Origin of the sequence: Sphaerisporangium sp. NPDC005288, from assembly GCF_040607475.1 — a bacterium.
In the GTDB taxonomy this organism is placed as follows: Bacteria; Actinomycetota; Actinomycetes; order Streptosporangiales; family Streptosporangiaceae; genus Sphaerisporangium; species Sphaerisporangium rhizosphaerae.
In genome coordinates, this window is sequence record NZ_JBEXGT010000017.1 from 15,074 (window position 1) to 41,060 (window position 25,987).

The 25,987-nt window shown below is 72.2% G+C and carries 15 protein-coding genes; 9 read left to right on the forward strand and 6 right to left on the reverse strand.

Annotation, left to right across the window (positions count from 1 at the left end):
• The first annotated feature begins 349 nt into the window (after positions 1–349).
• From ABZU32_RS17700 to ABZU32_RS17720, 5 genes are all read left to right on the forward strand, one after another.
• Positions 350–7,570 (forward strand): amino acid adenylation domain-containing protein, encoded by a 7,221-nt coding sequence (locus tag ABZU32_RS17700; protein ID WP_354923373.1) that lies wholly within the window; start codon positions 350–352, stop codon positions 7,568–7,570.
• Positions 7,567–13,635 carry an amino acid adenylation domain-containing protein gene (locus ABZU32_RS17705; protein WP_354923376.1) on the forward strand — a complete coding sequence of 2,023 codons (6,069 nt, stop codon included), beginning with the start codon at positions 7,567–7,569 and terminating at the stop codon, positions 13,633–13,635. The genes ABZU32_RS17700 and ABZU32_RS17705 overlap by 4 nt, the downstream gene beginning before the upstream one ends.
• A 1-nt stretch (position 13,636) precedes the next feature.
• Positions 13,637–13,822 carry an MbtH family NRPS accessory protein gene (locus ABZU32_RS17710; RefSeq protein ID WP_354837141.1) on the forward strand — a complete coding sequence of 62 codons (186 nt, stop codon included), beginning with the start codon at positions 13,637–13,639 and terminating at the stop codon, positions 13,820–13,822.
• A gap of 67 nt (positions 13,823–13,889) precedes the next feature.
• Positions 13,890–15,299 carry a condensation domain-containing protein gene (locus tag ABZU32_RS17715; RefSeq protein WP_354923379.1) on the forward strand — a complete coding sequence of 470 codons (1,410 nt, stop codon included), beginning with the start codon at positions 13,890–13,892 and terminating at the stop codon, positions 15,297–15,299.
• 94 nt (positions 15,300–15,393) lie between these two features.
• Complete coding sequence (locus ABZU32_RS17720) at positions 15,394–16,005, forward strand: hypothetical protein (protein WP_354923381.1); 612 nt, start codon at positions 15,394–15,396, stop codon at positions 16,003–16,005.
• A gap of 8 nt (positions 16,006–16,013) precedes the next feature.
• Here the strand turns inward: ABZU32_RS17720 and ABZU32_RS17725 are convergent, their stop codons facing one another.
• Positions 16,014–16,685, reverse strand: a complete 672-nt coding sequence (locus ABZU32_RS17725) for a helix-turn-helix domain-containing protein (protein WP_354923384.1) — start codon at positions 16,683–16,685, stop codon at positions 16,014–16,016.
• Between the two features lie 156 nt (positions 16,686–16,841).
• Here ABZU32_RS17725 and ABZU32_RS17730 point away from each other — a divergent pair, with 156 nt between their 5' ends.
• Positions 16,842–17,195, forward strand: a complete 354-nt coding sequence (locus ABZU32_RS17730; protein ID WP_354923386.1) for a hypothetical protein — start codon at positions 16,842–16,844, stop codon at positions 17,193–17,195.
• A 51-nt stretch (positions 17,196–17,246) separates the two neighbouring features.
• Here the strand turns inward: ABZU32_RS17730 and ABZU32_RS17735 are convergent, their stop codons facing one another.
• Entirely contained in the window at positions 17,247–17,390 is a 144-nt protein-coding gene (locus tag ABZU32_RS17735; RefSeq protein ID WP_354923389.1) for a hypothetical protein, read from the reverse strand.
• 201 nt (positions 17,391–17,591) lie between these two features.
• Between ABZU32_RS17735 and ABZU32_RS17740 the strand changes: the two genes are divergently transcribed.
• A complete protein-coding gene (locus ABZU32_RS17740; protein ID WP_354923392.1) occupies positions 17,592–18,440 on the forward strand; it encodes a hypothetical protein in 849 nt (282 codons plus the stop codon).
• A 131-nt stretch (positions 18,441–18,571) separates the two neighbouring features.
• Positions 18,572–18,880 (forward strand): MiAMP1 family antimicrobial peptide, encoded by a 309-nt coding sequence (locus ABZU32_RS17745; protein WP_354923394.1) that lies wholly within the window; start codon positions 18,572–18,574, stop codon positions 18,878–18,880.
• 50 nt (positions 18,881–18,930) lie between these two features.
• On the opposite strand, the gene ABZU32_RS17750 is transcribed toward ABZU32_RS17745, so the two are convergent.
• From ABZU32_RS17750 to ABZU32_RS17765, 4 genes are all read right to left on the reverse strand, one after another.
• The gene (locus ABZU32_RS17750; RefSeq protein WP_354923397.1) at positions 18,931–20,817 is read right to left on the reverse strand and encodes a trypsin-like peptidase domain-containing protein; all 1,887 of its coding nucleotides are present in this window, start codon (positions 20,815–20,817) and stop codon (positions 18,931–18,933) included.
• A 258-nt stretch (positions 20,818–21,075) separates the two neighbouring features.
• Entirely contained in the window at positions 21,076–21,429 is a 354-nt protein-coding gene (locus ABZU32_RS17755; RefSeq protein WP_354837155.1) for a hypothetical protein, read from the reverse strand.
• Positions 21,426–22,529 (reverse strand): zinc metalloprotease, encoded by a 1,104-nt coding sequence (locus tag ABZU32_RS17760; RefSeq protein WP_354923400.1) that lies wholly within the window; start codon positions 22,527–22,529, stop codon positions 21,426–21,428. Before ABZU32_RS17760 ends, ABZU32_RS17755 begins: the two co-directional genes overlap by 4 nt.
• A gap of 277 nt (positions 22,530–22,806) precedes the next feature.
• Positions 22,807–24,126, reverse strand: a complete 1,320-nt coding sequence (locus ABZU32_RS17765) for a YcaO-like family protein (RefSeq protein WP_354923402.1) — start codon at positions 24,124–24,126, stop codon at positions 22,807–22,809.
• 415 nt (positions 24,127–24,541) lie between these two features.
• Between ABZU32_RS17765 and ABZU32_RS17770 the strand changes: the two genes are divergently transcribed.
• The gene (locus tag ABZU32_RS17770) at positions 24,542–25,948 is read left to right on the forward strand and encodes an NADH:flavin oxidoreductase (RefSeq protein WP_354923405.1); all 1,407 of its coding nucleotides are present in this window, start codon (positions 24,542–24,544) and stop codon (positions 25,946–25,948) included.
• Positions 25,949–25,987: the final 39 nt, after the last annotated feature.

Below are 25,987 nucleotides of genomic sequence, written 5' to 3' on the forward strand. Positions count from 1 at the left end.
CCGCCCCGTGAGCGATCATCTGGTCTTGCCCAACCGGCCCCGGCCGACCCTGGCGAACAGCTCCACTGGCGCACCGAAGGTGGCCATTCGATCGCATGTCGTAGCCCGAAAATTTTCGGTTCACAACTTTCGATTTTTCTCTGTTTCTTCCCGGCCGGTGTGCCTATTCTGCCGATACCAGGAGTTCTGGCGATCCCTAAAACCGGATGAACTGGTACTTCTATGCCCATCTGCGGGGTGCGGTGGGCCGAAATAGCGGTGCTGGGGGAAAAATGTTTCGGAGCGACGCGGCGGGTGGTGGCCTGCGGGCACCCCGGCGACTCACGCGTATGGACCGGAGAGAACGCACATGACCCACCGAGAGCAGACAAGTCCGGCTTCGCCCGCCCAGCAGGGCATCTGGATCAGCGCGCGGCGGGGCGCCGGTCCGGCGTACCACATGCCGCTCGCCCTGTGGTTCGACGGCGACCTCGACGTGTCCGCGCTGCTGTCGGCGTGCGCCGGCGTGGTGGCCCGGCATCCTGTGCTCGCCACCACCGTCGTGCAGGACGGTGACGGGCTCCACCTGGCCGAGGCCGCGGAGCCGCCGGTCACCGTGGTCGAACTGCCCGACCCCTCCCCCGCGGCCCTCGACCGGCTCATCGCCGAGGAGACCGCCCGCGCCTTCGACCTGGAGAAGGGCCCGCCGGCCAGGTTCGTCCTGGCCCCCGCGGGCCCACGGCGGCACCTGCTGCTGTTCGTCGCCCACCACCTGGTCTTCGACGGCATGTCCAAGGACATCCTGGTCCGCGACCTGGCCCGGTACTACGCCGAGGCGACCGCCTCCCGGCAGCCGTCGCCCTTCACCGACGCGCCACCGCAGCCGTGGGCCCTGGCCGACGCGCCCCGGCAGCCGTCGTCCTTCACCGGCGCGGCCCGCGACGAGCAGGACCGGGTCTCGGCCGCGCTGCCCGCGGCCCGCGCGTTCTGGTCGGAACGCTGGAGCGAGCCCGCCGGCCTCGCGCTGCCCGGGCAGCGGCGCACGGCGAGCCGCTACGGCCCCGGTGAGCAGATCGGCGGCGGCGCCGACGACGAGTTACGCCGCCGCGCCGCCGAGGTGGCGCGGACGGCCGGCGCGACGATCTTCGAGACGCTCGTCGCCGCCATGCAGGCGCTGCTGTTCAGGTACGGCGCCGACAACCCGGCCGTCATGATCGACGTCACGACGCGCGGGCCCGCGGCCCGCGACCACATCGGGCCGTTCGTCAACGAACTGCCCGTCACCGCACGCCCGGAGCCCGGGCAGAGCTTCGGCGCGTTCGTCCGGGAGGTCCGTGCCGGGCTGCGCGAGCTGTACGCGCACCGGGAGGTGCCGATCACCCGGGCGCTCGGCCAGGCGTCGCGCGCCGCCGTGGCACCGGTGTCGATCAGCTACCGCAGGCGGGACGCCGAGCCGGAGTTCCCCGGTCTCGCGGTGTCGGCCGACTGGACGATGTTCGGCGGGGGCGTGCGCAACGCCCTGCACCTGCAGTTCGTGGACGGCCCTGACGGTCTGGCCACCTGCCTGAGGTTCGACCCCGCGGCCCTGGACCGCGGCGCCGCCGAGCGGTTCCGCGACGGCCTGCGCGCGCTGCTCGGCCACGCCGCCGCCGACCCCGAGGTCCGCCTCGCCGATCTTGAGGTCGTCTCCCCGGCCGAGCGGTCGCGGCTGGTCACCGAGTGGAACGCCACCGCGGCGGACTACGGCGCGGCGACGCTGCACGACCTGTTCGCCGAGCAGGTACGGGCTCGCCCCGGCGCGGTGGCGGTGACCTTCGGCGACCGCTCGCTGACCTTCGCCGGGCTGCAGGCGGCGGCCGGCCGGATCGCGCGGCGCCTGCGGCGGGCCGGGGTGCGCCGCGGCGACCTCGTCGCGGTGTGCCTGCCGCGCTCGGACACGCTGCCGGCCGCGCTGCTCGCCGTGCACAAGGCGGGCGCCGCGTACCTGCCGCTGGACCCCGACCATCCGGCGGAACGGCTCGCCATGATCGTGGAGGACGCCCGGCCACGGCTCGTGCTGTCGGACACCGCCATGCCCTGCGCCCTGCCGGGGCCGGTCCTTCTCGTCGACGACGAGGAACAGGACGCGGACCCCGCCGGAGAGGAACAGGACGCGGACCCGGCCGGAGGGGACGAGCAGACTCCGCCCTCACCCGGAGAACTCGCCTACGTCATCTACACCTCGGGATCGACCGGCCGCCCGAAGGGCGTCGAGGTCGAGCACGGCAACCTGGCGAACCTGCTGCTCTCGATGCGCGACCTGCTCGGCTCGGGGCCCGGCGACCGCTGGCTCGCGCTCACCTCGCCCGCGTTCGACATCAGCGCCCTGGAGCTCTACCTGCCGCTGGTCACCGGAGGCACGGTCGTCGTCGCCGCTCCCGGCGCCGTGCGCCGCCCGGAGGCGCTGGCCCGCCTGGTCGCCGAGCAGGGCGTCACGTACGTGCAGGCCACCCCGTCGGTGTGGCGGCTGCTGCTGCCCGGTGGCATCTCGGGGACGACCGCGCTCACCGGCGGCGAGGCGCTGCCACCCCGGCTCGCGGGAGAACTGCGGGCCCGGTTCGGTCGCGTCTTCAACGTGTACGGCCCGACCGAGACCACCATCTGGAGCACCCTCGGCGAACCCGGCGAACCCGGCGAACCCGGCCGGGCCGGTCAGCCCCCTGCGGCCGATACCGGCGAGCCCCGCGCGGCCGTGGGGTCCCGCGAGGTCGGGGGATCCCACGAGGCCGAGAGGTCCCGCGAGGCCGAGAGGTCCCGCGAGGTCGAGGTCGTCACGATCGGACGGCCGATCGCCAACACCCAGGTGTACCTGCTGGACGAGACGCTGCGCCCGGTGCCCACGGGCGTGGCCGGCGAACTGTGCATCGGCGGCGCCGGAGTGGCGCGCGGCTACCGGGGCCGACCGGGCCGCACGGCGGAGCGGTTCGTCCCCGACCCCTTCGGACCGCCGGGGTCGCGGCTGTACCGGACCGGCGACCTGGCCCGTCACCGGCCGGACGGCGAGATCGAGTTCCTCGGCCGCCAGGACGGCCAGGTCAAGCTGCTCGGCCACCGCATAGAGCTCGGCGAGATCGAGGCCCGCCTGCTCGACCATCCGCAGGTCGCCGAAGCCGCCGTACTGCTCACGGGCACCGACGCGCGCACGGACGTAGCCACAGACGCGGACAAGGGCACGGACGCGAGCACGAGCAAGGGCGCGGACGCGGGCGCGAGCTCGGACGCGAGCACGGGCAGGGGCACGGGCGCGGGCTCAAGTGCCGGCACGCACGCCGGCGAGGCACGGCTGGTCGCGTACGTCGTGCCCGTGGCGGGCGCGTCCCCCGAACCCGGGGCGCTGACCGCCCACCTGGGCCGGACGCTGCCCCGGCCGATGCTGCCCGCCGCGTACGTCATGCTGGACGCCCTGCCGCTGAACCCGGTCGGTAAGCTCGACCGCGCGGCCCTGCCCGAACCGGCGGCGGCCTCCCACGGCGGCCGCCGCAGCACGGCCGCCACCGTGGTCCACGGCGAGCACGGCGCCACAGTGCCCAGCGGTACCGGCGCCGCCGCGCCCGGCGAGACCGGCGCCACGGTGCCGAGCGAGACCGGGACTCGCGGTCCGAGCAAGACCGGGTCCGCAGTACTGGGCGAAACCGGGGGCGCAGTACTGGGCGAGACCGGGGTCGCAGTGCTGGGCGAGGACGGGCACGGCGGGCTAGGGGATGCCGGTCTTGGCGAGGCCGGGATCGCAGTGCTGGGCGAGGGCGGGGACGCCGGGCTGGTCGAGGAGATTCGGCGGATCTGGCGGGAGGTGCTGGAGCTCGACGACATCGGCGACGAGGACGACCTGTTCGACCTCGGCGGGCACTCCATCACCATCACCCAGATCACCGCGCGGATCAGGGAACGCCTCGGGGTGGAGATGTCGCTCGACGCCTTCTTCGACGACCCCACCGTCATCGGGGTCGCCGAGGAGATCGCGAGCCTGCGCGAGGAAGCCGGGGGCCAGCAAGAGGAGGCGCCCGAGCCCGCAGGAGTGCGGCCCCGCCCGGCCGGAGTCCAGCCGCCGATGTCGCCGGCGCAACAGCGGCTGTGGTTCCTGCAGCGCTTCGATCCCGAGGATGCCTCGTACAACATGTACCTGGTGCTGCGGCTGCGCGGCGCGCTCGACGCCGGCGCGCTCGACGCCGCCCTGGACGCGGTGGTGGCACGGCACGAGAGCCTGCGGACCTCCTTCTCCGACGGCGGCGCCGACGGCGAGCCGGTGACGGTCGTCCACCCGCCCGGCCCGGTTCCGGTCGAACGGCTCGACCTCACCTCGTTCGCCGACGCCGAGGACCGCGCCCGGAGCCTGGTCGCCGCGCGCACCAACGCGCCCTTCGACCTGGCCGGGTCGCCGCCGCTGCGGGTCAGCCTGCTGGCCCTGGGCCCGGACGACCACGTGCTCTGCTTCGTGCTGCACCACATCATCACCGACGGATGGTCCCTCGGGATCATGCTCGACGACCTGTTCGCGCTCTACCAGGCCCGGGCGGAGGGGCGCGAGCCGAGGCTGGCCGCGCTGCCGGTCCAGTACGGCGACATCGCCCTGTGGCAGCGGGAACAGGAAGCCGGACCGGCCGCCGACGAGGCGCTGGAGTACTGGCGGCGCAAGCTCGCCGCGCCGCCGGCGCTCGAACTGCCCACCGACCTGCCCCGGGGACGGCGGCCCGAGGGGGCCTTCCACCCGTTCCCGATCCCCGAGCGGGTCGTCGCCCGGCTGGAACGGCTGGCGCAGGAGCACGGCGCGTCCCTGTTCATGGTGCTGGCCGCCGCCTACCAGGTGCTGCTGGCCCGGCACAGCGGACAGGACGACATCCTGGTCGGCACGCCCTGGGCGGTCCGCGACCGGGTGGAGTTCGAACCGGTCGTCGGCTACCTCACCGACACCCTGGTGCTGCGCGGCGATCTCGCCGGGGACCCGGCCTTCGCCGATCTGCTCGACGCCACCCGCCGCACGGTGCTGGAGGCGCACGCGCACCGCACGGTGCCGTTCGAGCGGCTGGTCGGAGAGCTGGGCGTGCCGCGGGACGTCCACCACAACCCGCTCCTGTCCACCATGATCATCCTGCACAGCCAGGCCGGTGACGGCGCCCCGCCCGAGCGCGTCGGCGACCTGCGGGTGGAGCTGTTCGACGGTGGGTACCGGCAGGCCAAGTTCGACCTGGCCCTGGAGACGTGGCGTCAGGGCGAGGGCCTGCTGGCCGTGCTGGGCTACGACGCCACCCTGTTCCGGGCGGCGACCGTCGAAGCTCTCGCCGAGCGGTTCGCCACCCTCCTGCGCGGCATCGCCGACGCCCCCGCCACCCCGATCTCCCGCCTGCCGATGCTGACCCCCACCGACGAGACCCTCCTCGCCGCGAGCCGCATGGGCGGAGACGAGCTATCCGACGTCCCCACGACCCGCACCGCGCCTACGGCCCAGGTCTCCCCGGAGGCCGCCGCGGGCCGTACGACCGACGACTCCCCCGACGGCACCTCCGACGGCACCGCGACCACCGTGGAAGCCACCGCGGCCGTAGAAACCGGCGCGACCGTGGAATCCACTTCGACCGTGCAATCCACCTCGGCCCTGCGATCCACCTCGGCCGTGGAGGCCACCGCCGTGGAGACCGTCCCGGCGCTGTTCGCGCGGATGGCCGTCGCGACGCCCGACGCCACGGCGCTGCTCTGCGGAGACCAGCAGGTGGGCTATGGCGAACTCGACGCGAGGACGGCGCGGCTGGCCGCGGACCTGCGGCGGCGCGGGGTGGTCCCGGGCGCGGTCGTCGGCGTCTGCCTCGGCCGCTCGGTCGAGGCGCTGGTCGCGCTGCTCGCCGTGTGGCGGGCCGGGGCCGCCTACCTGCCGCTCGATCCGGAGTACCCGGACGAGCGCCTCGCGTTCCTGGTCGGCGACAGCGGCGCCCGCCTGGTCGTCACCGCCGAAGCGCTCGCCCACCGCCTGCCACCGGGCACCCCCCTGCTCACCGCCCCGTCCGAGCCGGACACCGGCGGCGACACGCGGCGGACGACCCGGCTCGGCGACGACACACGACCGGCCGCCGAACCGGGCGACCCCACGCGGCGGACGACCGAGCCCGGCGGCGACACGCGGCTGACGGCCGAGCCCGGTGACCCCACGCGGTCGGCCGCCGAGCCTGGTGACGACACGTGGCGGGCCGTCGAGCCGGGGGACCCGGCTTATGTGATCTACACCTCGGGATCGACCGGCCGTCCCAAGGGCGTGCTGATCGAGCACGGCGCCCTGGCCGGACGCGTGCGCTGGATGCGGGAGGCCTACGACCTCGGCCCCGGCGACCGGGTCGTCCAGTTCGCCTCGCTCAGCTTCGACGCCCACGCCGAGGAGCTGTACCCGGCGCTGACGGCGGGGGCGTCGGTGCTGCTGCTGCCCGACGGCGCCGCCACCCTGCCGGACGTGCTGCGCACCCCCGCCGGCCGGGACGTCACCGTGCTGGACCTGCCGACGGCCTACTGGCACCGGCTCACCGACGCGCTCGACGACCTGACCTGGCCGGAGCGGCTGCGCCTGGTGATCATCGGTGGCGAGCAGTCGCACGCCGCCGCCGTCGCCCGCTGGCGGGACCGCTTCGGCGACCGGGTCCGCCTGGTCAACACCTATGGGCCGACGGAGGCGACCGTCATCGCCACGGCCGCCGCGCTCGGCGCCGCCGACGCCGGCCGGCGTCCGTCCATCGGGCGGCCCATCGCCGGCGCGACCGCGCACGTCCTCGGCCCGCACGGCGAGCCGGTGCCGCCGGGCGTCCCAGGCGAGCTGTACCTGGGCGGGGCCGGGCTGGCGCGCGGCTACCTCGGCCGTCCGGCGCTGACCGCGGACCGGTTCGTCCCCGATCCGTACGGCCCGCCGGGTTCCCGGCTGTATCGGACCGGCGACCGGGCGCGGTGGCGGCCCGACGGGACCCTTGAGTTCCTCGGCCGTTTCGACGGGCAGGCCAAGGTGCGCGGCTTCCGGGTGGAGCCGGGAGAGGTCGAGGCGGCCCTGCTGGCCGACCCGCTGGTGCGCCAGGCGGCGGTGGTCGCCGACGGCGACCGGCTGGTGGCGTACGTGACCGGTACCGCCGCCCCGGACGATCTGCGACGGCTACTGTCGGCCACCCTGCCGCCGCACCTGGTGCCCACGGCGTGGGTGGCGATGGACGTGCTGCCGCTCACGGTCACCGGCAAGGTGGACCTGGCGGCGCTGCCGGCGCCCGCGCCGGCACCCGCCGTCGCGTTCGTGGCCCCCCGCACCGACGCGGAGGTCCTGGTCGCCGGAGTGTGGGCGGAGGTGCTCGGCCTGGAGGTCGTGGGCGCGTTCGACGACTTCTTCGCCCTGGGCGGCCACTCGCTGCTGGTGATCAGGGTGGCGGCCCTGCTGCGCGACGCCGTCGACCTCGAGGTGCCGATCCGCACGGTGTTCGACCGGCCGACCGTCGCCGGCCTGGCGGAGGCGGTGGAGAACCTGCTGGTCGAGCAGCTCTCCGGCCTGTCGGAAGCCGAAGCCGCCCGCCTGCTGGACACGGAGGTCCTCCATTGAGCGGCACGCGCACCGGCGCCGGAGAACGGCCGGCCACCGAGGACGAGCCCACAGTCCACGACGGCCTGCCGACGGGCGGCGAACCGCCCGGCGACCGGAACGGACGGCCCGCAAGCCAGAACCAGCCGCCCACGACCCCGGACGGACCGCCCGCCGGCCAGGAGGGGCTGTCGACGCACGACGACAGCCCCTCCGCCGGCCGGAATGGGCCGGCGGCCGACCAGAACCAGCCGCCCACCGCCCGGGACGGACTGGCCGCCGGCCAGGACGAACCGCTCGCCGGTCGGGGCGGGCCATCGGCGAACGAGGACGCATCGCCCGCCGGCGGGAACACGCCGCCGGCCGGCCAAGACGTGCCGACCGGTGGCCGGGACGGGCTGTCGGCGACCAAGCGGGAGTTGCTGGCGCGGCGGTTGCGCAAAGGGGCGGCGGCGCCGCCGCGGCGGACGATCCCGGCGCGTCCCGCCGGGGAGCCGCCCGTGCTGTCGCACGCCCAGGAGCGGCTGTGGTTCCTGGAGCAGTTCGCGCCCGGCACCACCCAGCTCACCATCCCGCTCAGGCTCCGGCTGCGCGGGCCGCTGGACCCGGATCGGCTGGCCGCCGCGCTCGCCGGCGTCGCGGCCGGGCACGACGTGCTGCGCACGCGCTACCCGGCGACCTGGGACGGCCGCCCGGAGGCGGTGACCGACGACGCCGCGACCCTGCCGCTGACCGTGCGCGACGCTCCCGGCGAGGCCGCCGCGAAGGCGCTGGCCGAGGAGTTCCTTTCGGTGCCGTTCGACCTGGCCACCGGCCCGGTGGCGCGGGCGCTGCTGGTCAGGCTGGCCGAGGACGACCACGTGCTGGTGATCGGCGTGCACCACATCGCCGCCGACGGCTGGTCGGCCGAACTGCTGGTGGGCGAGGTCTTCGCCCGGTACGAAGGCACGGTCCCTGCGGCGCCCGAGGTGGGGTACGGCGACTACGCGGCCTGGCAGCGGAGCCTGGAACCGCCGCGGCGCGAGCTCGCGTTCTGGCGGGAGCGGCTGGCCGGGCTGGAACCGCTCGACCTGCCGACCGACCTTCCCCGTCCGCCCGAGCGCACCTACGCCGGCGCCGCGCACGCCTTCCCGCTCGGCGCCGAGCTGACCGGGACGCTGGCACGGCTGGGCCGCGAGCACCGGGCCACGCCGTACATGACCGTGCTCGCCGCGCTCGGCGCGCTGCTCGGCCGGTACGCGGGCGCCACCGACGTGGCCGTCGGCTCCCCGGTCGCCGGGCGCCGGCTGCCGGAGCTGGACGGGGTGATCGGCTGCTTCCTCAACATGCTGACGATGCGGGTGGACCTGTCGGGCGACCCGAGCTTCGGCGAGCTGCTCGACCGGGTCCGGGACATGTCCGTGGACGCCTTCGCCCACCAGGACCTGCCGTTCGAGCAGCTCGTCGCCGAACTCGACCTGCCCCGCGACGTGTCCCGTTCGCCGCTGTTCGGGGTCATCTTCGCCATGCAGAACTACCGCACCGGGGCGGTGCGGCCGCCCGGCGGGCTGAGCGTGGCCGACTTCCCGGTGGACGCCTGGGCGACCCGCTACGACCTGGAGCTCTACCTCGCCGACGACTCCGAGGGGGGCCTGTCGGGGCTGCTGGTCTACAACACCGACCTGTTCGAGGCGGCCACGGTCGAGCGGCTGGCCGAACACCTGCGGACCCTGCTGGAGCGGGTGGCCGCCCGGCCCGAGCTCCCCCTGTCGCGCGTCGACCTGCTCACCGAGGACGAGCGGCGCCTGGTCGTCGACGGCTGGAACGACACCGCCACGGAGTACCCCGGCGAGGCGACCCTGCACGGGCCGATCGCGGCACGGGCGGCGAGCACGCCGGACGCGGTCGCGGTCCGGTTCGAGGGGCGTTCGCTGTCGTACCGGGAACTGGACGCGGCCGCCACCCGCGTCGCGCACACGCTGCGCGGCCTCGGGGTGGGCGTGGGCTCGGTGGTCGCCGTCTGCGCCGAGCGGTCGCTGGAACTGCTTCCCGCCCTGCTCGGCGTGCTCAAGGCGGGCGCGGCCTACCTGCCGGTCGACCCCGACTACCCGGCGGAACGGGTGTCGTTCATGCTGGCGGACGCCGCTCCCGCCGTGCTGCTCACCCAGCGGCGGATCCGGCCCACGCTCCCGGACACGACGGCGCGCGTCCTCGACCTGGACGACGTCCTGGACCCGGACGCCTGGACCGGCGCCTCCGGACCGCTGCCGGAGGTGCGTCCCGGCGACGTCGCCTACGTCATCTACACCTCCGGCTCCACGGGACGGCCCAAGGGCGTGCCCAACACCCACGGCGGCATCGCCAACCGCCTCGACTGGATGCAGGAACGCTTCGGTCTCGACGCCGGCGACGTCGTCGCCCAGAAGACCCCGCTGAGCTTCGACGTGTCGGTGTGGGAGCTGTTCTGGCCGCTGCGCCAGGGCGCGCGCATGGTGCTCGCCACCCCCGGCGGCCACAAGGACCCGGCGTACCTGCGCAAGCTGATCGTCACCGAGGGGGTGACCACCACCCACTTCGTGCCCTCGATGCTGGCGGTGTTCCTCGGCGAGGCGGGCGCGGCCGGCGCGGCCGACATGGCGCGCGCGGCGAGCATGGCCGGCGCGAAGAGCATGGCCGGCGCGGCGGGCTGCGGGTCGCTGCGCCGGGTGATCTGCTCGGGCGAGGAGCTCCCGGCCGACCTGGCCCGCCGCTGCGTCGCCGCGCTGCCCTCGGCCGAGCTGCACAACCTGTACGGGCCGACCGAGGCGGCCGTCGACGTGTCCGCCTGGCACTGCCGGCCCGCGGCCCTGTCCGGCCTGGCCAGAGTGCCGATCGGCACTCCCATCGCCAACACCGCCCTGTACGTCCTGGGCGAGTCCATGGACCCGGCGCCGGTCGGGGTGCCCGGCGAGCTCTACATCGGCGGCGCGGGCCTCGCCCGGGGCTACCTGAACCGGCCCGCGCTCACCGCCGACCGCTTCGTCCCCGACCCGTTCGGGCCGCCGGGGTCGCGGCTCTACCGCACCGGCGACCTGGTCCGGCGCCGGCCCGACGGGGCGCTGGAGTTCCTCGGCCGCCTGGACACCCAGGTCAAGCTGCGCGGCCTGCGCATCGAGCTCGGCGAGATCGAGGCGGCGTTGCGGGCGCTGCCCGACGTGCGGGACGCCGCCGTGATCGTCCGCGAGGACCGCCTGGTGGCCTACCTGGTGCCGGACGGCGCCGACGTCTCCGCCGTCCGGGCGGAGCTGAAGAAGACGCTGCCCGACTACATGGTGCCCAGCGGCTACGTCGGCCTCGCGGCCCTTCCGCTCAGCCCCAACGGCAAGCTGGACCGCAGAGCACTGCCCGCGCCGGTCGCCGGGCGCGACGCCGCGGTCGAGTTCGCCCCGCCCGGCACGCCCACCGAGCTGGCGATCGCCGAGATCTGGTCCGAGCTGCTCGGCGTGGAGACCGTCGGGCTCGACGACGACTTCTTCGACCTCGGCGGGCACTCCCTGCTCGCCATCCAGGTCGTGGCCCGGCTGCGCGGCCGCGTCGACGGCGAGGTCGGCGTGATGGACGTCTTCAAGCACCCCACCGTCCGCGAGCTGGCGGCGCTCGCCGACGTCCCCGCCGAACGGCGCGGGCCCCGCGAGCTGCTGCACCGGCTGACCGCCGCCGGCAGCACCACGCCGGTGGTCAGCTACGTGTGCGTGCCGTACGGGGGCGGCAGCGCGGTGGTGTACCAGCCCCTCGCCGACGCCCTGCCCGACGGGCACGCACTGTGGTCGGTGGCGATCCCCGGCCACGACGTGGGGGTGGATGAGGGCACGCTGCCGTTCGACGACCTCGCCGAGGCGTGCGTCCGCGAGATCCTGGACAAGGTCGAGGGCCCGGTCATCCTGTACGGGCACTGCGGTGTCGGCTCGGCCCTCACGGTCGAGCTCTCCCGGCGGCTGGAGGCGGCGGGACGCGACCTCGTCGCGGTCTACATCGGCGGCATCTTCCCCTTCGCCCGGCCGCGCGGGGCGCTGCTGTCGCGCATCTCCCGGCTGGCCGAGGCGGAGCGGCTGCGCGGCGACCAGCGGTACGTCAACTGGCTGATCTCGATGGGCCTGGAGATGGGCGACATCGACCCGGCGCAGGCCCGGCGGATCGTCCGCAACATGCGCCGGGACTCGCGCGAGGCCGAGGACTACTACTCCCGCCTGCTGGAGGGCGGCGCCGACCGGCTGCGCGCCCCGGTGATCAGCGTCGTGGGGACCGAGGACCCGGCGACGGACTACTACCAGGAACGCTTCCGCGAGTGGCACTTCCTGACCCCGGCGACGGCCGTCGTCGTCCTCGCCGAGGCCGGTCACTTCTTCCTCAAGTACCGCGCCGAGGAACTGGCCGAGATCGTCACCACCACCCACCAGACCCTCACCGAACCCGGACCGCCGGACGTCACCGCCCCCCAGGCCCTGGCCGAACCCGACGCCACCGCACCCCACCGGGTCCCCGCCGAACCCGGACCGGGAGACGGCACCATCCCCGACCAGGTTCTCGCCGAACCCGGACCGGCAGACGGCACCATCCCGGACCAGGTTCTCGCCGAGTCCGGATCGCGGGACGCCACCACCGCCTCGCAGTCCCTGGCCGCACCCGCACCGGGGGGCGGGCGCGCGCGGGAGCCCGAGGCCACCTGGTGGCTGCACGACACGTCCCGCTCGGACACGCCGGTGACCTCCGGCGGCGTGCGGCCCAGCATCCCGCGTTTCCTGGCCGTCGCGCTCAGCCAGCTGACCTCCGTCGTCGGGTCGGCGCTGACCGAGTTCGCGGTCCCCCTGTGGGTCTACACCACGACCGGGTCGGTGGCGATGTTCGCCCTGATGGCCGTCGTCGGCCTGGTGCCGGGGCTGCTCACCGCGCCCGTCGCGGGGGCGATCGTCGACCGGGCCAGCCGGCGCCGGGTGATGCTGGCCGGCGACGTGGCCGCCTTCTCCATCCAGCTCGCGTTCGGCGTCCTGCTGTGGACCGGCCACCTGTCTGTGGGGTTGATCTATCCGCTGCTGGGCTGCCTGTCGGTCGCCCTCACCTTCCAGCGCATCGCCTACATGTCGGCGGTGCCGCAGCTCGTGCCCAAGCACTACCTCGGGCACGCCGTCGGGATCATGCAACTGGGCAACGGCACGGCGCAGCTCCTGGTGCCGATCTTCGCGGTGGGCCTGCTCGCCGGGATCGGGCTCGGCGGCATCCTGGTCCTGGACGTCGCCAGTTACGCGGTCGCGATCGTCACGCTGCTGGCCGTCCGCTTCCCCGCCACGATGCCCTGGCGGCGCCGCGAGTCGATCAAGGCGGAGATCCTGGGCGGGCTGCGCTACTCCCTCGGGCACCGCGGATTCGTGGCGATGCTGCTGTTCTTCGTGGTGCTGAACGTGTTCCTCTCTCCGCTCCTGCTGATGTTCTCGCCGCTCGTGCTGTCCTTCGCCGGCCTCGCCGACGTCGGGCGCATCGCGTTCCTCGCCGGGGTGGGGACGTTCGCCGGGGCGCTCATCATGATCGTCTGGGGCGGCCCGCGGCGCATGCGGCTGCGCGGGGTGCTGCTGTGCACGCTGATCCTCGGCTGCTTCTGCCTGGTCACCGGCCTGCGCGCCGATCTGACCGTGATCGCGGTCGGGGTGTGCGGCATGACGCTCTGGATCACTCTGCTCAACGGCATCTACACGACCATCGTGCAGGTCAAGGTGCCGCAGCGGTTCCACGGCCGGGTGTTCGCCATGAACACGCTCATCGCGTGGTCCACCCTGCCCATCGGCTTCGGGCTCGTCGCCCCGTACGCCGCGGCGGTGCTCGACCCGCTGCTCGCCCGCGGCGGCGCGCTGGCCCCCACCATCGGGGCGCTCCTCGGCACCGGACCCGGCCGCGGCATCGGGCTCATGTACGTCCTGTTCGGCGCCGTCATCGTGCTGATCGTGCTGGTCGCGACCCGCGTCCCCGCACTGGCCCGCTTCGACCAGGAGGTCCCCGACGCCGTGGCCGACGACCTGGTCGGCGTCCAGGCGCTGCGAGGCTCCACCCCTACCCGTACCGAAACGACGGAGGCGTGACATGCACCAAGTGGTCGTCAACGACGAGGACCAGTACTCGCTGTGGCCCCTCGACCAGGAGCTCCCCGCCGGGTGGCGGGCCGAGGGGTTCACCGGCGGCAAGGAGGAGTGCCTGAGCCACATCGAAGAGATCTGGACCGACATGCGCCCGCGCAGCGCGCGACTCCGCGAGGACGGCGCGGCATGACGGCCGCGGCGGCCGGCCTCCTCGCCCGCCGAAACCGTCCGGCGGGACGGCCACGGTGACCGGGGGCGTGAGCGGGGCGGTGACCGGGTCGGTGACGGTGCCGTTCCACGGCGAGCGGGGCGGCGAGGCGGCGCTGACCTGGGGACAGCGGCTGATGTGGCGGGCCGTCCACCTGATGGGCGACAGCCAGTCCTACCTCAACTGTCCCTGGGTGCTCCCGGTCTACGGCAGACGCGACCTGGACGCCGTGCTGGCCGCGCTGCGCGTGCTGCTCGGACGCCACGAGAGCCTGCGCACCACCTTCGCCGGCACGCCGGACGGCCCGGTGCAGCGGGTGGCGCGCGACGGCGAGCTGACCGTCGACCTGGTCGAGGCGGGCGCCGAGCGCGGGCTGCGGGTGGCCGAGCGCCTCGGCGCGGAGATGAGCGCTACCGCGTTCGCGCACGGCGAGGAACCGCCGCTGCGCTGCGCGGCCGTGCTCAAGGACGGCCGCCCGTTCGCGCTGGCGTTCAGCTTCTCGCACCTGGCGGTGGACTACCAGGCTCTGAGCCTGCTGACCGAGGAGTGGAAGGCGCTGCTCAAGGGCGAGGACCTGCCGCCGGCGGGCTGGCAGCCGATGGACCAGGCCGGTCTGGAGAGCGAGGAGTCCTGGCAGGCCCACTCCCGCAGGTCGATCGAGTACTGGCGCTCGATCCTCGAAGAGGTGCCCCTGGAGGTGTTCGACCACGACCCCCGCGAGCCGGAGGATCCGAGGTTCATCGAGGTCGGCATGGAGTCGGTCGCGCTCGCCGCCGCGGCCACGAGGCTGGCCGCCCGCTGGACGGTCAGCACGACCAGCGTCCTGCTGGCGGCCTGCGCTACCGTCCTGGCGGTGGTCAGCGAGCGCCCGAGGGCGGTCATGCAGCTCGTCCACAGCAACCGCCGCGACGCCCGCACCCGCACCATGGTCGGCACCGTCGGTCAGGACGCCCTGTTCGTCCTCGACCTGCCCGCGACCGACTTCACCGCCGCCTGCCGGGCCGCGCACGCCACCGCGCAGGGCGCCTACCGGAACGCGCGGTACGACCCGTTCGCGATGCAGGCCATGCGCGAGGAGATCGGCCGGCGCCGGGGCAGGGAACCCGACCTGGACGCGTTCTTCAATGACCGCCGGGGCATCGGCACCTGGCCCTCGCTGCCGAAAGCCGCCCTGGAGGAGGACCTGTCCCTCCTGGCCGGCAAGACCCGCACGTACGTCACCAACGCCTGGCCGGGCGTCCGGTTCAAGGTCTTCTTCACCGTGGGGACGGCGGCCGGCACCGGCCAGCTCAGCCTCATCATCGACACCGCCTACCTGCCACGGGAGACCGCGAGGACGATGCTGCTCGGCATCGAGGCCCTGCTGCTCCGCAGCCTCACCGAGGACGTCCCCATGACCGCCGTCCCGCGCCTGTGCGGGCGGCCCGTCACGACCGCGAGCCGTGCCCCGTCGTTCTGAACCGGCGACCAGGGCCCCTTCGCGAGTGAACTTCACGACGGGCGCGGGCGTCTCATGGCATGTGACCAGACGGGTGATGATGACGGTGCCGTTGGTGTTGTCGTTGCTGACGGGGTGCGGCCTGGCCGGGGCCGAGGCGGCGGCGATCCCCAAGGGGTTCCTGCTGACCGAGTCCCGGGCGAGCGCGCCGCGCCCGTCCGGGACGACGCAGGAGGACTGGTGGAAGGTCAGTGACAGCACCTCCTGGCGGCTGGAGCTCAACCCCTGCGAGGCCAGGCGGACCTCCTACGACGGCCGTGTCGCCATGCGCACCATCACCCATCTGTCCAGCGGGCCTGGCTACGAGAGCGAACAGCTCGTGCTGTACCGGACCGCCGTGTCCGCGCACGACGCGTTCCGCGAACTGCGGAGCGAGGTGAGGACGTGCCCCCGGAAGGGCTCCCCGGCGAGCTCCAAGGTGGACTACGCGGGCAGGCTGTTACGCCTCGGGGACGAGGCGATGGTGGTCGGACGGTACTTCGTACGTAACGGCACGCGCCGGCGCGTACCCGGCCGCCTGTGGATCGTCACCCGCCGGGGCGCCGCCGTCTTCCTCTACACCTCCGACCAGGTCCCCGAAGACCCGGCCTCATTACAGAACCAGCTCACCGGCCAGGCGAGGGAGATGGCCGTGAAGGTGTGCGGCCTTCCCGGGGTGTGCGGCTGAGCGGGCGTTCACCCGCCGGAACCTGAGCGCAGGACATCGTGCAGCCTGAGCGGGGCGGGGGGCGGCAGCGGCCCGGCCCGGCCGGCGCCGTCGGCGCGCAGGGCGTCCAGCAGGTACGCCACCAGCCGGCGGGACGCCGCCAGCGCCGCCTGCCTGGACTCGGCGACGATGCCGCCGTTGGCCATCAGCAGCAGTGTGAGGTCCTCCGGCACGAAGTCGGCGCGCAACCGTCCGTCCCGCTGGGCGCGCCGCGTCAGCTCGGCGAAACCGCGCAGAGCGCGGCCGTGTTCGTGGTCGACCTCCAGGGCGTTGGGGAACGCCGTGAGGAACGCCGCGCTGAAGCCCCGGTCGACGGCCTGCATGGCGCACACCTTCTCGACGCAGGCGCAGAACCCGCGCCAGGCGTCCTCATCGGCCAGGGCTTGGTCCACGACGGCGACGCATGCCGCGAACTGGTCGGTGAAGACCTCGGTGACCAGTGACTCCTTCGTCGGGAACCGGCGGTAGAGCGTGGCGACCCCGACGCCGGCGCGCCGGGCGATCGCGGCCATCGGCACGTCGAGCCCGCGTGCGGCGAACAGCTCACGGGCGACCTCGACGATGCGGTTGCGATTCTGCAGCGCGTCGGCGCGCAGGCCCGCCGCCACCTCGCCGGAGCCGTCGCCGGGCCTCTCGGACATGCCTGGCATGCGAGATGCCTCGGTGCTCATGACTCTCACTTTAGGCCAACCGGATGGGGTGCTCCACTTATCGTGCTAGCGTCACCGGCAACCGGAGGCACCCGTCCACTTACCGTCGGCCGTCGACGGATAGGCGCCGCCACCACGGAGGGTTTCGTGAAGTACAAAGGACCGCTCCCGAAACGCATTGTCGGCCGCGCCAACGCCTGCGTCACCGCACTGCGCTCCTCGCCTCGATGGGGCAGGCTCGTGAGCAGGCACCTCACGGTCGTCACCTACACGGGGCGACGCTCGGGACGCACCTTCAGCACCCCCGTGGGCTACCGGCGCGCGGCCGGCATCGTCACGATCGGCGTCCAGTTCCCCGAGCGCAAGACGTGGTGGCGCAACTTCCTGGACGAGGGCGGCCCTCTCTCCCTCCACCTGGACGGGACCGACCGACCAGGGCACGCGGTCGCCCGATGCGACGAGAAGGGCCGCGTCACCGTCACCGTGCGCCTCGACGCCTGAGGCGGGGACATCGTCCGAACCGCCACCGAACGGCGTCCGCCGGCCCGGCCGTCAACCTGTGCGATCGGCCGCCCTGGATGCGCGGGTCGTCGCGCCGCCGAGCAGTTCTTCCAGCCGCTCGCGTTCGGCGTCGGTCAACTCCTGGCTGTCTTTGTCCAGCGATTCCGCCGTAAAAAAGTCGAGATTCTTACCCAAAGGAGCTCACCTCCATTCTCGGTCGTGATGCCCGGCAGAGCGTCCGGAAAACCTGATCCGGCACGGAAGCCCGCGCGCTCGGAGTATGCCCGAAGGCCGGCGGGGGGCTCATCGGGCAAAGCCGCATGAAACAAAACTCTACCGGATCGTTCAGAGCCTTCCGCTGTACGACTCCCCGATCACTTTTGTTACGTTGGCGGCATGGACGGTGCAAGAACGCACGAGACTTGCCGCGCCTGCCAACACGCGGCCTATGGGCCTCTCGGCTTTTTCCCCGAGCAGCTCGGCCGGGCGACGCCGTTTCTCGTAAGCTTATCGATCTTCGTGTTGACAATGTCCCTCGGAGATCTGCTTCTGCCGACGACCATCGACCCTCGCGTCAGGGTCTGCCTGTGGGTGTCTCTACTCCTTTTCGCGATCATAGTGGCGAAGGTCACGTCGCGGTGGAGGCAGGAAAGGATCGAGCAGACAGCGCATGATCTGCAGGAGATCCGGATCGCGGACGAGCCCTTGCGGGAAGGGCATCTGGAACTCTCGCCGCTGTGGACGGCAACCCAGTCGCGAATGAACTTTTACCACAATCTCGCCATCAACCATGCGCGGCAAAGCTTCCGAGCCGCTCAAATCGCCATTCTGGCCGGATTCGCAGTGCTGTTGATCGCTGTCACGATCGCAGTGACCAACCACAAAGCGGCAGGCGTCGCGGCCGCGCTCGGGGCGATCTCGGCGGCGCTCGGGGCCTATATCGCACGCACCTTCCTCCGCTCACAGGAGACCGCGGCCGGCCATCTGCACACCTACTTCGACCAGCCGGTGAGGTTCTCCCGCTACCTCGCGGTCGAACGGCTCATCAACGAGATGAAAGATCTCGAACCCGACCAGCGTGCCGCGATCAGCGGTGAACTCCTGCGCACCATCATCGCCCCCGAAATCGTGCCATCCGGCGAGCCGAGCGGCGCGGCCGCTCCGCCGGAGCATGACGGAAGTGGCGTCCTGGCCGCGTTGAGCCGGATCCGTCGCGCCCATGGAGCCGTCCCGAGAAAGCCGTGACCGTATCGCCTTCCGGACCGCCCCTCACCTCGGAAACCCATGCTCCTGCCCACCACACGGCAGGTTTCGGCTACTCATAGTGACGGTATGCATACTCCTGGTAAACGACCGAGCACTCCGGGAGGATCACCGTGAAGCGAATCGCCCTCGTTCCCCTCATCTCCGCCGCCATGGTCGCGGTCATGGGCGGCGCCGCCTACGCCTCGCAGTACGTGGCCTACGAGGGACCCGCCTTCACCGGCCGGTCGGTGGTCATCGACCGGTGCGGCCCGTCCAACATCCCCTTCCACGGGTCCTACAAGTGGTACGGCGACGGCCAGAGCGGCCGGATGTACAACCAGCCCGACACCCAGGGGGTGATGCACTTCGAACTCGCCTCCAACCGGTACGCCGAACAGCGCACCCCCATCGGTTGGCAGAGCATCTTCATCGTGTGCTGAATAACCCCGTAAGCGCACGCGGGAGCCGTCCCTGACCGGCGCAGGCGTGCTCAGCCGACCGCGAGCTGGACGCGGTCGGTGAGCACGCCACCGATCTCGCGGGCGACCTCGGGATGAGTGAGGTACTCCTCGATGTCGTGCGCCCGCTCGGCGGGATTGGCGACGGAGGTCTCGACCGGCTCTCCGTGCCAGTCGTCGCCGAGCGGGCAGCCGATGGTGACGGGATCGGTCGGACACCACGCGTTGAACCAGCGGGCCACCCGGTCCAGGCGCCGGGGACCGCTGGCAAGCAGGCGGTGGTTGACGCCGTCCATGCCGAGCGGGCTTCCGACGGTGACGAGCAGTTCGACGTCCGCCGCTGGATCGAGGCGGGTGAGCAGGTCCACCGCGACGACCGTGCCCAGGCTGTGGCCGACCAGGAGCACCCGGCCGCTCTGCGGCATCGTCTGCGACACGCAGTCCAGGACCGTCTCCCTGACCCGCTGGTCGTCGAGGTAGGCGGCGACGTCTGCGAAGATCGCGGCGATGGCCAGCCGGTCCAGATCGGTGACGGCGGCCAGCCAGCTCAGGCCTTGATGGACTGCGTCGGTCACCCCTTCCTCAGGGACCGGCCCCGCGGCGGCAGGCATGCCGGCGCGGGTCGCGGCATCGACGATCAGCCGTTCGTACAGCGTCCGCGCGGTGCCGGAGTTCGGAGCGGTCGCCGTGACCGGATCGGCGACGAGCTCCTCCAGCGAGTGCGGGGCGGTCCTGAGCGGCCGCAGGGCCTCGGCGAGCCGGTCCCCGTAGAAGGGGAAGCAGACGTCGGCCGGGTCGATGGTGGGCAGTCCGGCGCGGGTGAGACCGCAGTTCAAGCCGGCGGTCCAATATCGGCGCAGGCGCTCCGGGTCGCGTCCTTGCTGGCTGCGGCCGTGTATGAAGACGAGGTGGAGGTCGCCCCCGAACGCGGTGGCACGGGCGGGCAGGCCGGCGCGAGCCGCGCCCGCCGGAGACGGCCCGGGACGAGGAGCGGTCTCGCCGATCGGGCCGTCGACCGAAGGCGCGGCGGCCGACGTCGACGCCGGCGACGGCTCCGTGGTGGCCGGCCGAGGGGCGGCGCCGTCACCGAACCCCGACTCCGGGCCCATCTCCGCCAGGAACCTCCCGTGGGCGTCATCGAGCGGCAGCGAGGCCAGATGCTTGAGGATGGCGCTGATGCGGACGCCCTCATTGGAGATCCAGTCGACGGCGTCGTCACCGTCACCGGGCTGCCAGACCTGGCCGTCTCGCCGCAATATGCGGCCCTGGTCGTCGGTCCTGGGCACCCCGCCATGGTGCAACGCCGTGACCTCCCACTGGTCGTTGTAGACAGGGGAGCCGGAGCTGCCGGGCTCGGTGTCGGTCTGGTACTGCAGGAAAGCCTCGAGCCGGACCTCCAGGCTGTTCTCGCGGATGGAGATCTCCTTCAGCCGGCCGCCGGGGTGACCCACGATGTTGACCGGTTCGCCGAGAACCAGCTTGCCGAGCTGGACACTGAGCCTGTTCCAGCCGAACATCTCCCCCACCGGCCGACCGGACGCGTCAGGGTTCACCAGGACCAGGGCGTAGTCGAGGTCGTGGTCGGCGACGAAGAGGGTGTCGGGGTCCAGAGTGAACCGCTTGGCCGGTTCAGGGATGTTGTCGACGCTGACCTGGGCGTCGAACTCCACGAAGGCCTGCCGTGCGGCCTCGGCCCGGGGGAACACGTGATGGTTGGTCAGCAGGAGCCACGGCGAGACCAGGAAGCCGGTGCCGATCGGCAGCTCTCGGCCGTTCTCGCCGACCGAGATCCTCCCGACGGTTCGCGCGGCACGGGCTCCGCGCGGAAGGAAACTCCATGCCTGCAGGTCCTTGGCCACGCCCAGGATGCGTTCGTGCATGGAGGGCCGGTCCAGGGACGCGGCCCGCGTGGCCTCCATGACCGCCTCCACCGGCACCCCTTGACGCTGGATGAGGCGGGCGGCGCGGGCCGCGAGCGACTCCGGTGAATCGGGGAAGGCGTCACCCTGCTCCTGCCGGCGGTGGACTTCGTCTCGTACGGCAGTGCTCCGGCGATACCGTTCGGCGGCGGCGCGGGCGTGCTCTAACCCCTTTTCCCGCACTTCGTTAGGTATGTCCATGTCAACGCACGCTCCGATCCGGATCCCTGACGCCCGCGGCCGACCGGTCGTCCCGCTTCATGTCTCGATCGTGAGCACGCCTTCCGCGCAGGAGAGCACGGTGACCTCCAACGGCGCGCGGTCGCTTTCGGGGAACGAGATGCGCACCCGGCCACCCTCCTGGCGCTGCCAGCGGCCTCGCACCTCATGCGGGCGGTCGGCCGCGCCGGGAAGAAGTGCGACGAACGTCCCGTCCGCCCGGAACTCCAGGCCTCGCCGCGGCCGCCGGGAAGGACGAAATGGATGGTCCTGTGCGCGGTAGACCGACGTGGTCTCGGTGTCCTCCTCGTAGGAATGGAGCCAGGCGCCGACGATGTCCGGCGGCGTCCCGCTCAGCGCTGCCCCCTGAATGATCGCGATGCCCCCTCTCACTCGCCCGGCCGGCGGCTGACCATGCCGAGGGCGACGCGAATGTCGTCGAGGACCTCCGCGGTCAGCCGCTCGCTGTCGTGCAGCAGGCGCTCCACCTCACCGTTGTGGCTCGGCCGCCGCATCTCGGGCACCGCCGTACCGGCGGCCGGGGCGGGCGCGCGCCTCACCGGCGCGACGAGGAACGACGCCCGCTCACCGTCCAGGCAGGCGTTCATCCGGGTGGCCTGGCCACGGGTGAACATGAACATGGCCGCGTCGTCGGTGTAGTCCATGTAGTTCACGAACATGTCGCCGTTCGGCCCGTTGTCGCATGTGATGCGCGGGAAACGCGGCGTTCCCTGGTTCGAGTCGGCCTGGTTGGGGGTGTCGTCGACCTTGTCGTCGCTGGTGCACGCGCCGTCATCGTCGCCCCAGATGTGGTACAGGTTCAGCCAGTGACCGATCTCGTGCGTGGCGGTACGGCCACGGTCGAAGGGCGGCGCCGCGGTACCGGTCGTCCCGAAGGCGGAGTGCAGAATGACGACCCCGTCGGTCTGCGGCGGGCCGCCGGGAAACTGCGCGTAGCCCAGCAGACCTCCTCGAAGCTGGCAGACCCACAGGTTCAGGTACCGGTCGCTCGGCCAGGGGTCCGAACCGCCGGTGGCGTTCGCTTTCACGGCGTCGTCCCAGCTGAAGTCGCTCTGGTCGGTGGCGGTCCGGACGATGCCGTCCGTCGGATCGCCGTTCGGATCCTGGGTGGCGAGGCGAAACTCGATCTTGGGATCGGCGACCAGCGGCTTCCAGGGGTCCGGCACCTCGGCCACATCGGGGTTGGCCGCGCGGAAGTCCTGGTTGAGGACGGCGACCTGTCCGTGGATCTGCTCGTCCCCGATGTTCTGCACAGGAACGCTCCGGTTGTGCACCACGTGGACGACGACCGGGATGGTGACCACGTCGGTCCGCGCAGGGGCGAGCCGCCCTCGCTCGTACTGTAAAGCGCGGTTCTCGATCAACGCGCGCCGGGCGCGGTAGGTCATGCTCTCGTTGAGCAACCTGCGGTGCACGAGCATGGTCCCGCACAGATCGCGGGCCGGAAGCCGTGGATAGCCGGGTTCGGTCATGGCGATTCCTCCCTGGTCCCGGGGATCGTTCGGCGCGACTCACCCTCGGCGAGCGCCTTCGTCGCGGCCTTCGAGGACACGGCCCGCGAGACCGGGCGGACAGACCTGGTGGCGACCAGCCCAGAGCCCCGCGGTTCCGCCGTCGCGTGCCCATAACGCCATCATGCGAGCTGTCCGGCACCCAAGGTAACCAGGAACATCGCACCGTTAGGTTGATCAAGCGGAAAGACTCGCGCGTCACACCATGCGCACGGCAAACATCCGGCATCAAGGCGGCTCAGCCCGCGTGGTACCGCCGAACGAGGGCGCGCCCACGCGGACCTGGCAGGACCAGGTTGCCATCGATGATCAGCATGAAGCGTTCCAGCCCGGGGACGATGACGTGCACCGCGACGATCCGCTCCGGCAGGACGGCCACGACGCGCCGGTACGGCACGTGGCCGTGCGCGACCAGGATGGAGATCAGCTCACGTAGCTGCTCACGGGGGTGACCGGGCACGCCGCCGGGATGGCCGTAGGGGATCGTGCGGGCGCCGCGCAGGTGGTCGGTGAGGTCGAAGCGCTCGCACGCGCGCAGTTCCGGATGGTCGGCATGCCACACCGGCTCATCTCGGAGTGGCGCGCCGGACCGCGCGAGCGTCTCGCCCAAGGTCATCTGGACGAGCTCGGTGAGGGCCCGCCAGGCGGCGTAGGAGGCGCTGAGCGAGGCGCCGGCGCCCCGCCGATGCGGATGGCGAGAGGTCGGGATGGTGTAGGCGAGCATGGTGGGGACGCCCAGATCGCTGGTGATGTCCAGCAGGTGCACCGGCGAACCGGTGAGCCGTTCGGCCGCCGAGTACGCGTGCGCCAGGTCGTACGGGAGAGTGGCCGGATCTATCACGTTCGGATGGAAATCGGCTTCGCTGAGAAACGCCCGTACCAGGAGCAGGGAGAGGGCGTCACGCTCGATGGTCTCGTTGAGGGCGTGCAGGAGCGCCTCGGCGGCGGTGACGCCGACGGCCGAACCGCTGTTGCAGCTGTAGCGCATCAGGTGGCCGTAGTCGCAGGTGTCCCCGGCCTGCTCGCGGAGCCGGCCGGCGTGGGTCTCGACGAACCAGGGCGCCCGCAGGAACAGGGGCACCGGGATCTCCCGTCCTCCACCCAGCGGACGGTAACGGTGGCAGGCCAGGCGGCTGCGCGGCGCGCGCGCCAGCAGTACGCCGCAGGCCTCACGCCGCAGTGGCCCAGCGACGATGTGAGCGGGCTCGACCAGCTCCAGGGACGTGGGATCGAACAGGGCCGGGCCGGTCAGATAGTGTTCCAGCGCCTCGAACAGCGCTCCTGTGCGCGCCGCCTCGCGCCGCCCCTTGCCCATCCCTTCGGCCATCGGCGGGCCCGCGCGCTCTTCGGTGGGCAGCGGGCCGGCGTTCTCGTCGGCGAGCAGCCGGCAGGACCAGGCGGTGGGATCGCCGCCTGGTCCCATATCCCTGAGTACCGGTGTGAGGCCGAGCTTCGCGAGCGCCACCGTCACCCGCCGCGTGGCATCCCGCAACGGCACAACGCGCTCCACCTCGAACGGCGAGTCGCGTCTCCACTGTGGTTCGGTCGATCGGGACATGGAGCCGCCCTCCGCTCGGATATGGCACGAGACGGTGGGCATGGGAAACGTCCCACGCCCACCCCGGGGTATTCCACAAGAGCGCCATGAATAGCCGTACACGATCGCCGCGCCGGTCCGCGGTCGCCGGCGTGGAGGTTTTCCGGCATCGAACGGCGGGCATGTCTGCCGACATCGCCGCCGTTCACCGCCGGCAGGCGCGGACCTTGCAGCCAGGTCCGAGCGACGCGATCGCCGACTCCGCGACCCGTGAATCGCGAGTCGTCATCTCCGGGATCAGACCTTCCAACCTGGCCGGAGCGCCGTCCAGTTCCCATTTCTCCGGAGTGACGTTCAGCCGCAGGCACGTTCAGCCGCACGCACCGGGACGCTGAACGTCGTCGCGGCGGAGAGCCGTACGGCGGAGGGAGAACCCATGATCTTCGAACCGTTTGCGATCGGCGGCGTCACCTTCAAGAACCGCGTGATCCGGTCGTCGATCGGCGGGAGGACGGCGTATTACGACGGAACGGTCAGCAACGCGTGGAAGAACTTCGAGCTGCGCTTCGCGCGGAACGGCGTGGCCGCGATCGTGTCGGCCACGCTGAACGTCAACCCCGTGCGGTGGTCACCGCTCGAGTATCCCCAGATCAGCCACGACAAGTTCATCGCACATCTGCGAGAGGCGATCCACGCCATCCACGCCGAGGGCTGCAAGTACGTGATCCAGATCGGCGACGGCGGCTCGCACGTCCAGACGAGCCTGTTCAGCCAGCCTCAGGACGGCTACGGCCCGTCGTCGGGCTTCGACCTGCTCTTCGGTTACCGCACCAGGCGGACCGAGATGACGCTCGCCGACATCGAGCAGACGGTCTACGAGTTCGGGCAGGCGGCGCGGCGCGTGCGCGAGGCGGGCGCCGACGGCGTCGAGATCACCGCGTCGAAAGGCTACCTGATCCATCAATTTCTGAACCCGGCCATCAACCGCCGCCAGGACCGATATGGCGGCTCCGTCGAGAGACGCTTCCAGCTCCTGCGGGAGGTCATCGGCGCGGTGCGCCGGCAGGTCGGAGACGACTTCCTGGTCGGCGTGCGGATATCGGCCTGGGACCGCAACTACCTGCCGGTCGACATACGGTGGCCGGTGACCAGGCCGCTGCGCGCGTTCTTCCGGGGCAACGACATCGCCACCTACCTCCGCTACGGCAGGTGGCTGCGGGATCTGGGCGTCGGCTACCTGCACGTGAGCAACGGCTACGGCTTCATCAACCCCGGCGAGACCCCTGGCCGGTTCCCGGTCGACGAGATTCGGCAGTTCGCCAACTCCACCCGTCACCTGTCGGCCAAGGCGGCGGTACGGGCGACGATTCTCAACGTGGTGCCCAAGATGGTGCTCGACCGGATCCTGAGCATCGGATGGACGACCGGCGAGGCGGCCAACCTCCATGACGCACGGCGGTTCCGGCAGGAGGTCGGACTGCCGGTGATCGCCAACGGCGGGTTCCAGAGACGTTCCCTGGTCCAGGAGGCACTCGACTCCGGCGCGTGCGACCTCATATCGATGGCACGGCCGCTGCTGGCGAACCCCGACCTCATCGAGTTGTTCCGTCAAGGCGGGGAGGCTCCCGCCCGGCCGTGCACATTCTGCAATCGTTGCGCGATCCGCACGACGCTGTTCCCGCTCGGTTGTTATGAGCCTCTGCGCTTCGACTCGGACGCGGAGATGGAGGCGCAGATCTTGGACTGGTCGGCCCGGCCCGACATCACCGAGCCGCTCCCCTGGGACCCGTCCGGCCCGGCGATCCCATCACCGGCCGGACCTTTCTCCCACCATCTGGGGTGAACTCCCATTTTCCCGAACAGTAGGTATTGGGCACAAGCG

Coding starts and splice junctions, on each gene's coding strand:
- ABZU32_RS17725 (WP_354923384.1), bottom strand. CDS start 16,685: ATGTCCGAGAGGCCCGGCGACGGCTCCGGCGAGGTGGCGGCGGGCCTG.
- ABZU32_RS17700 (WP_354923373.1), top strand. CDS start 350: ATGACCCACCGAGAGCAGACAAGTCCGGCTTCGCCCGCCCAGCAGGGC.
- ABZU32_RS17770 (WP_354923405.1), top strand. CDS start 24,542: ATGATCTTCGAACCGTTTGCGATCGGCGGCGTCACCTTCAAGAACCGC.
- ABZU32_RS17750 (WP_354923397.1), bottom strand. CDS start 20,817: ATGGAGGCCACGCGGGCCGCGTCCCTGGACCGGCCCTCCATGCACGAA.
- ABZU32_RS17710 (WP_354837141.1), top strand. CDS start 13,637: ATGCACCAAGTGGTCGTCAACGACGAGGACCAGTACTCGCTGTGGCCC.
- ABZU32_RS17740 (WP_354923392.1), top strand. CDS start 17,592: ATGGACGGTGCAAGAACGCACGAGACTTGCCGCGCCTGCCAACACGCG.
- ABZU32_RS17760 (WP_354923400.1), bottom strand. CDS start 22,529: ATGACCGAACCCGGCTATCCACGGCTTCCGGCCCGCGATCTGTGCGGG.
- ABZU32_RS17765 (WP_354923402.1), bottom strand. CDS start 24,126: ATGTCCCGATCGACCGAACCACAGTGGAGACGCGACTCGCCGTTCGAG.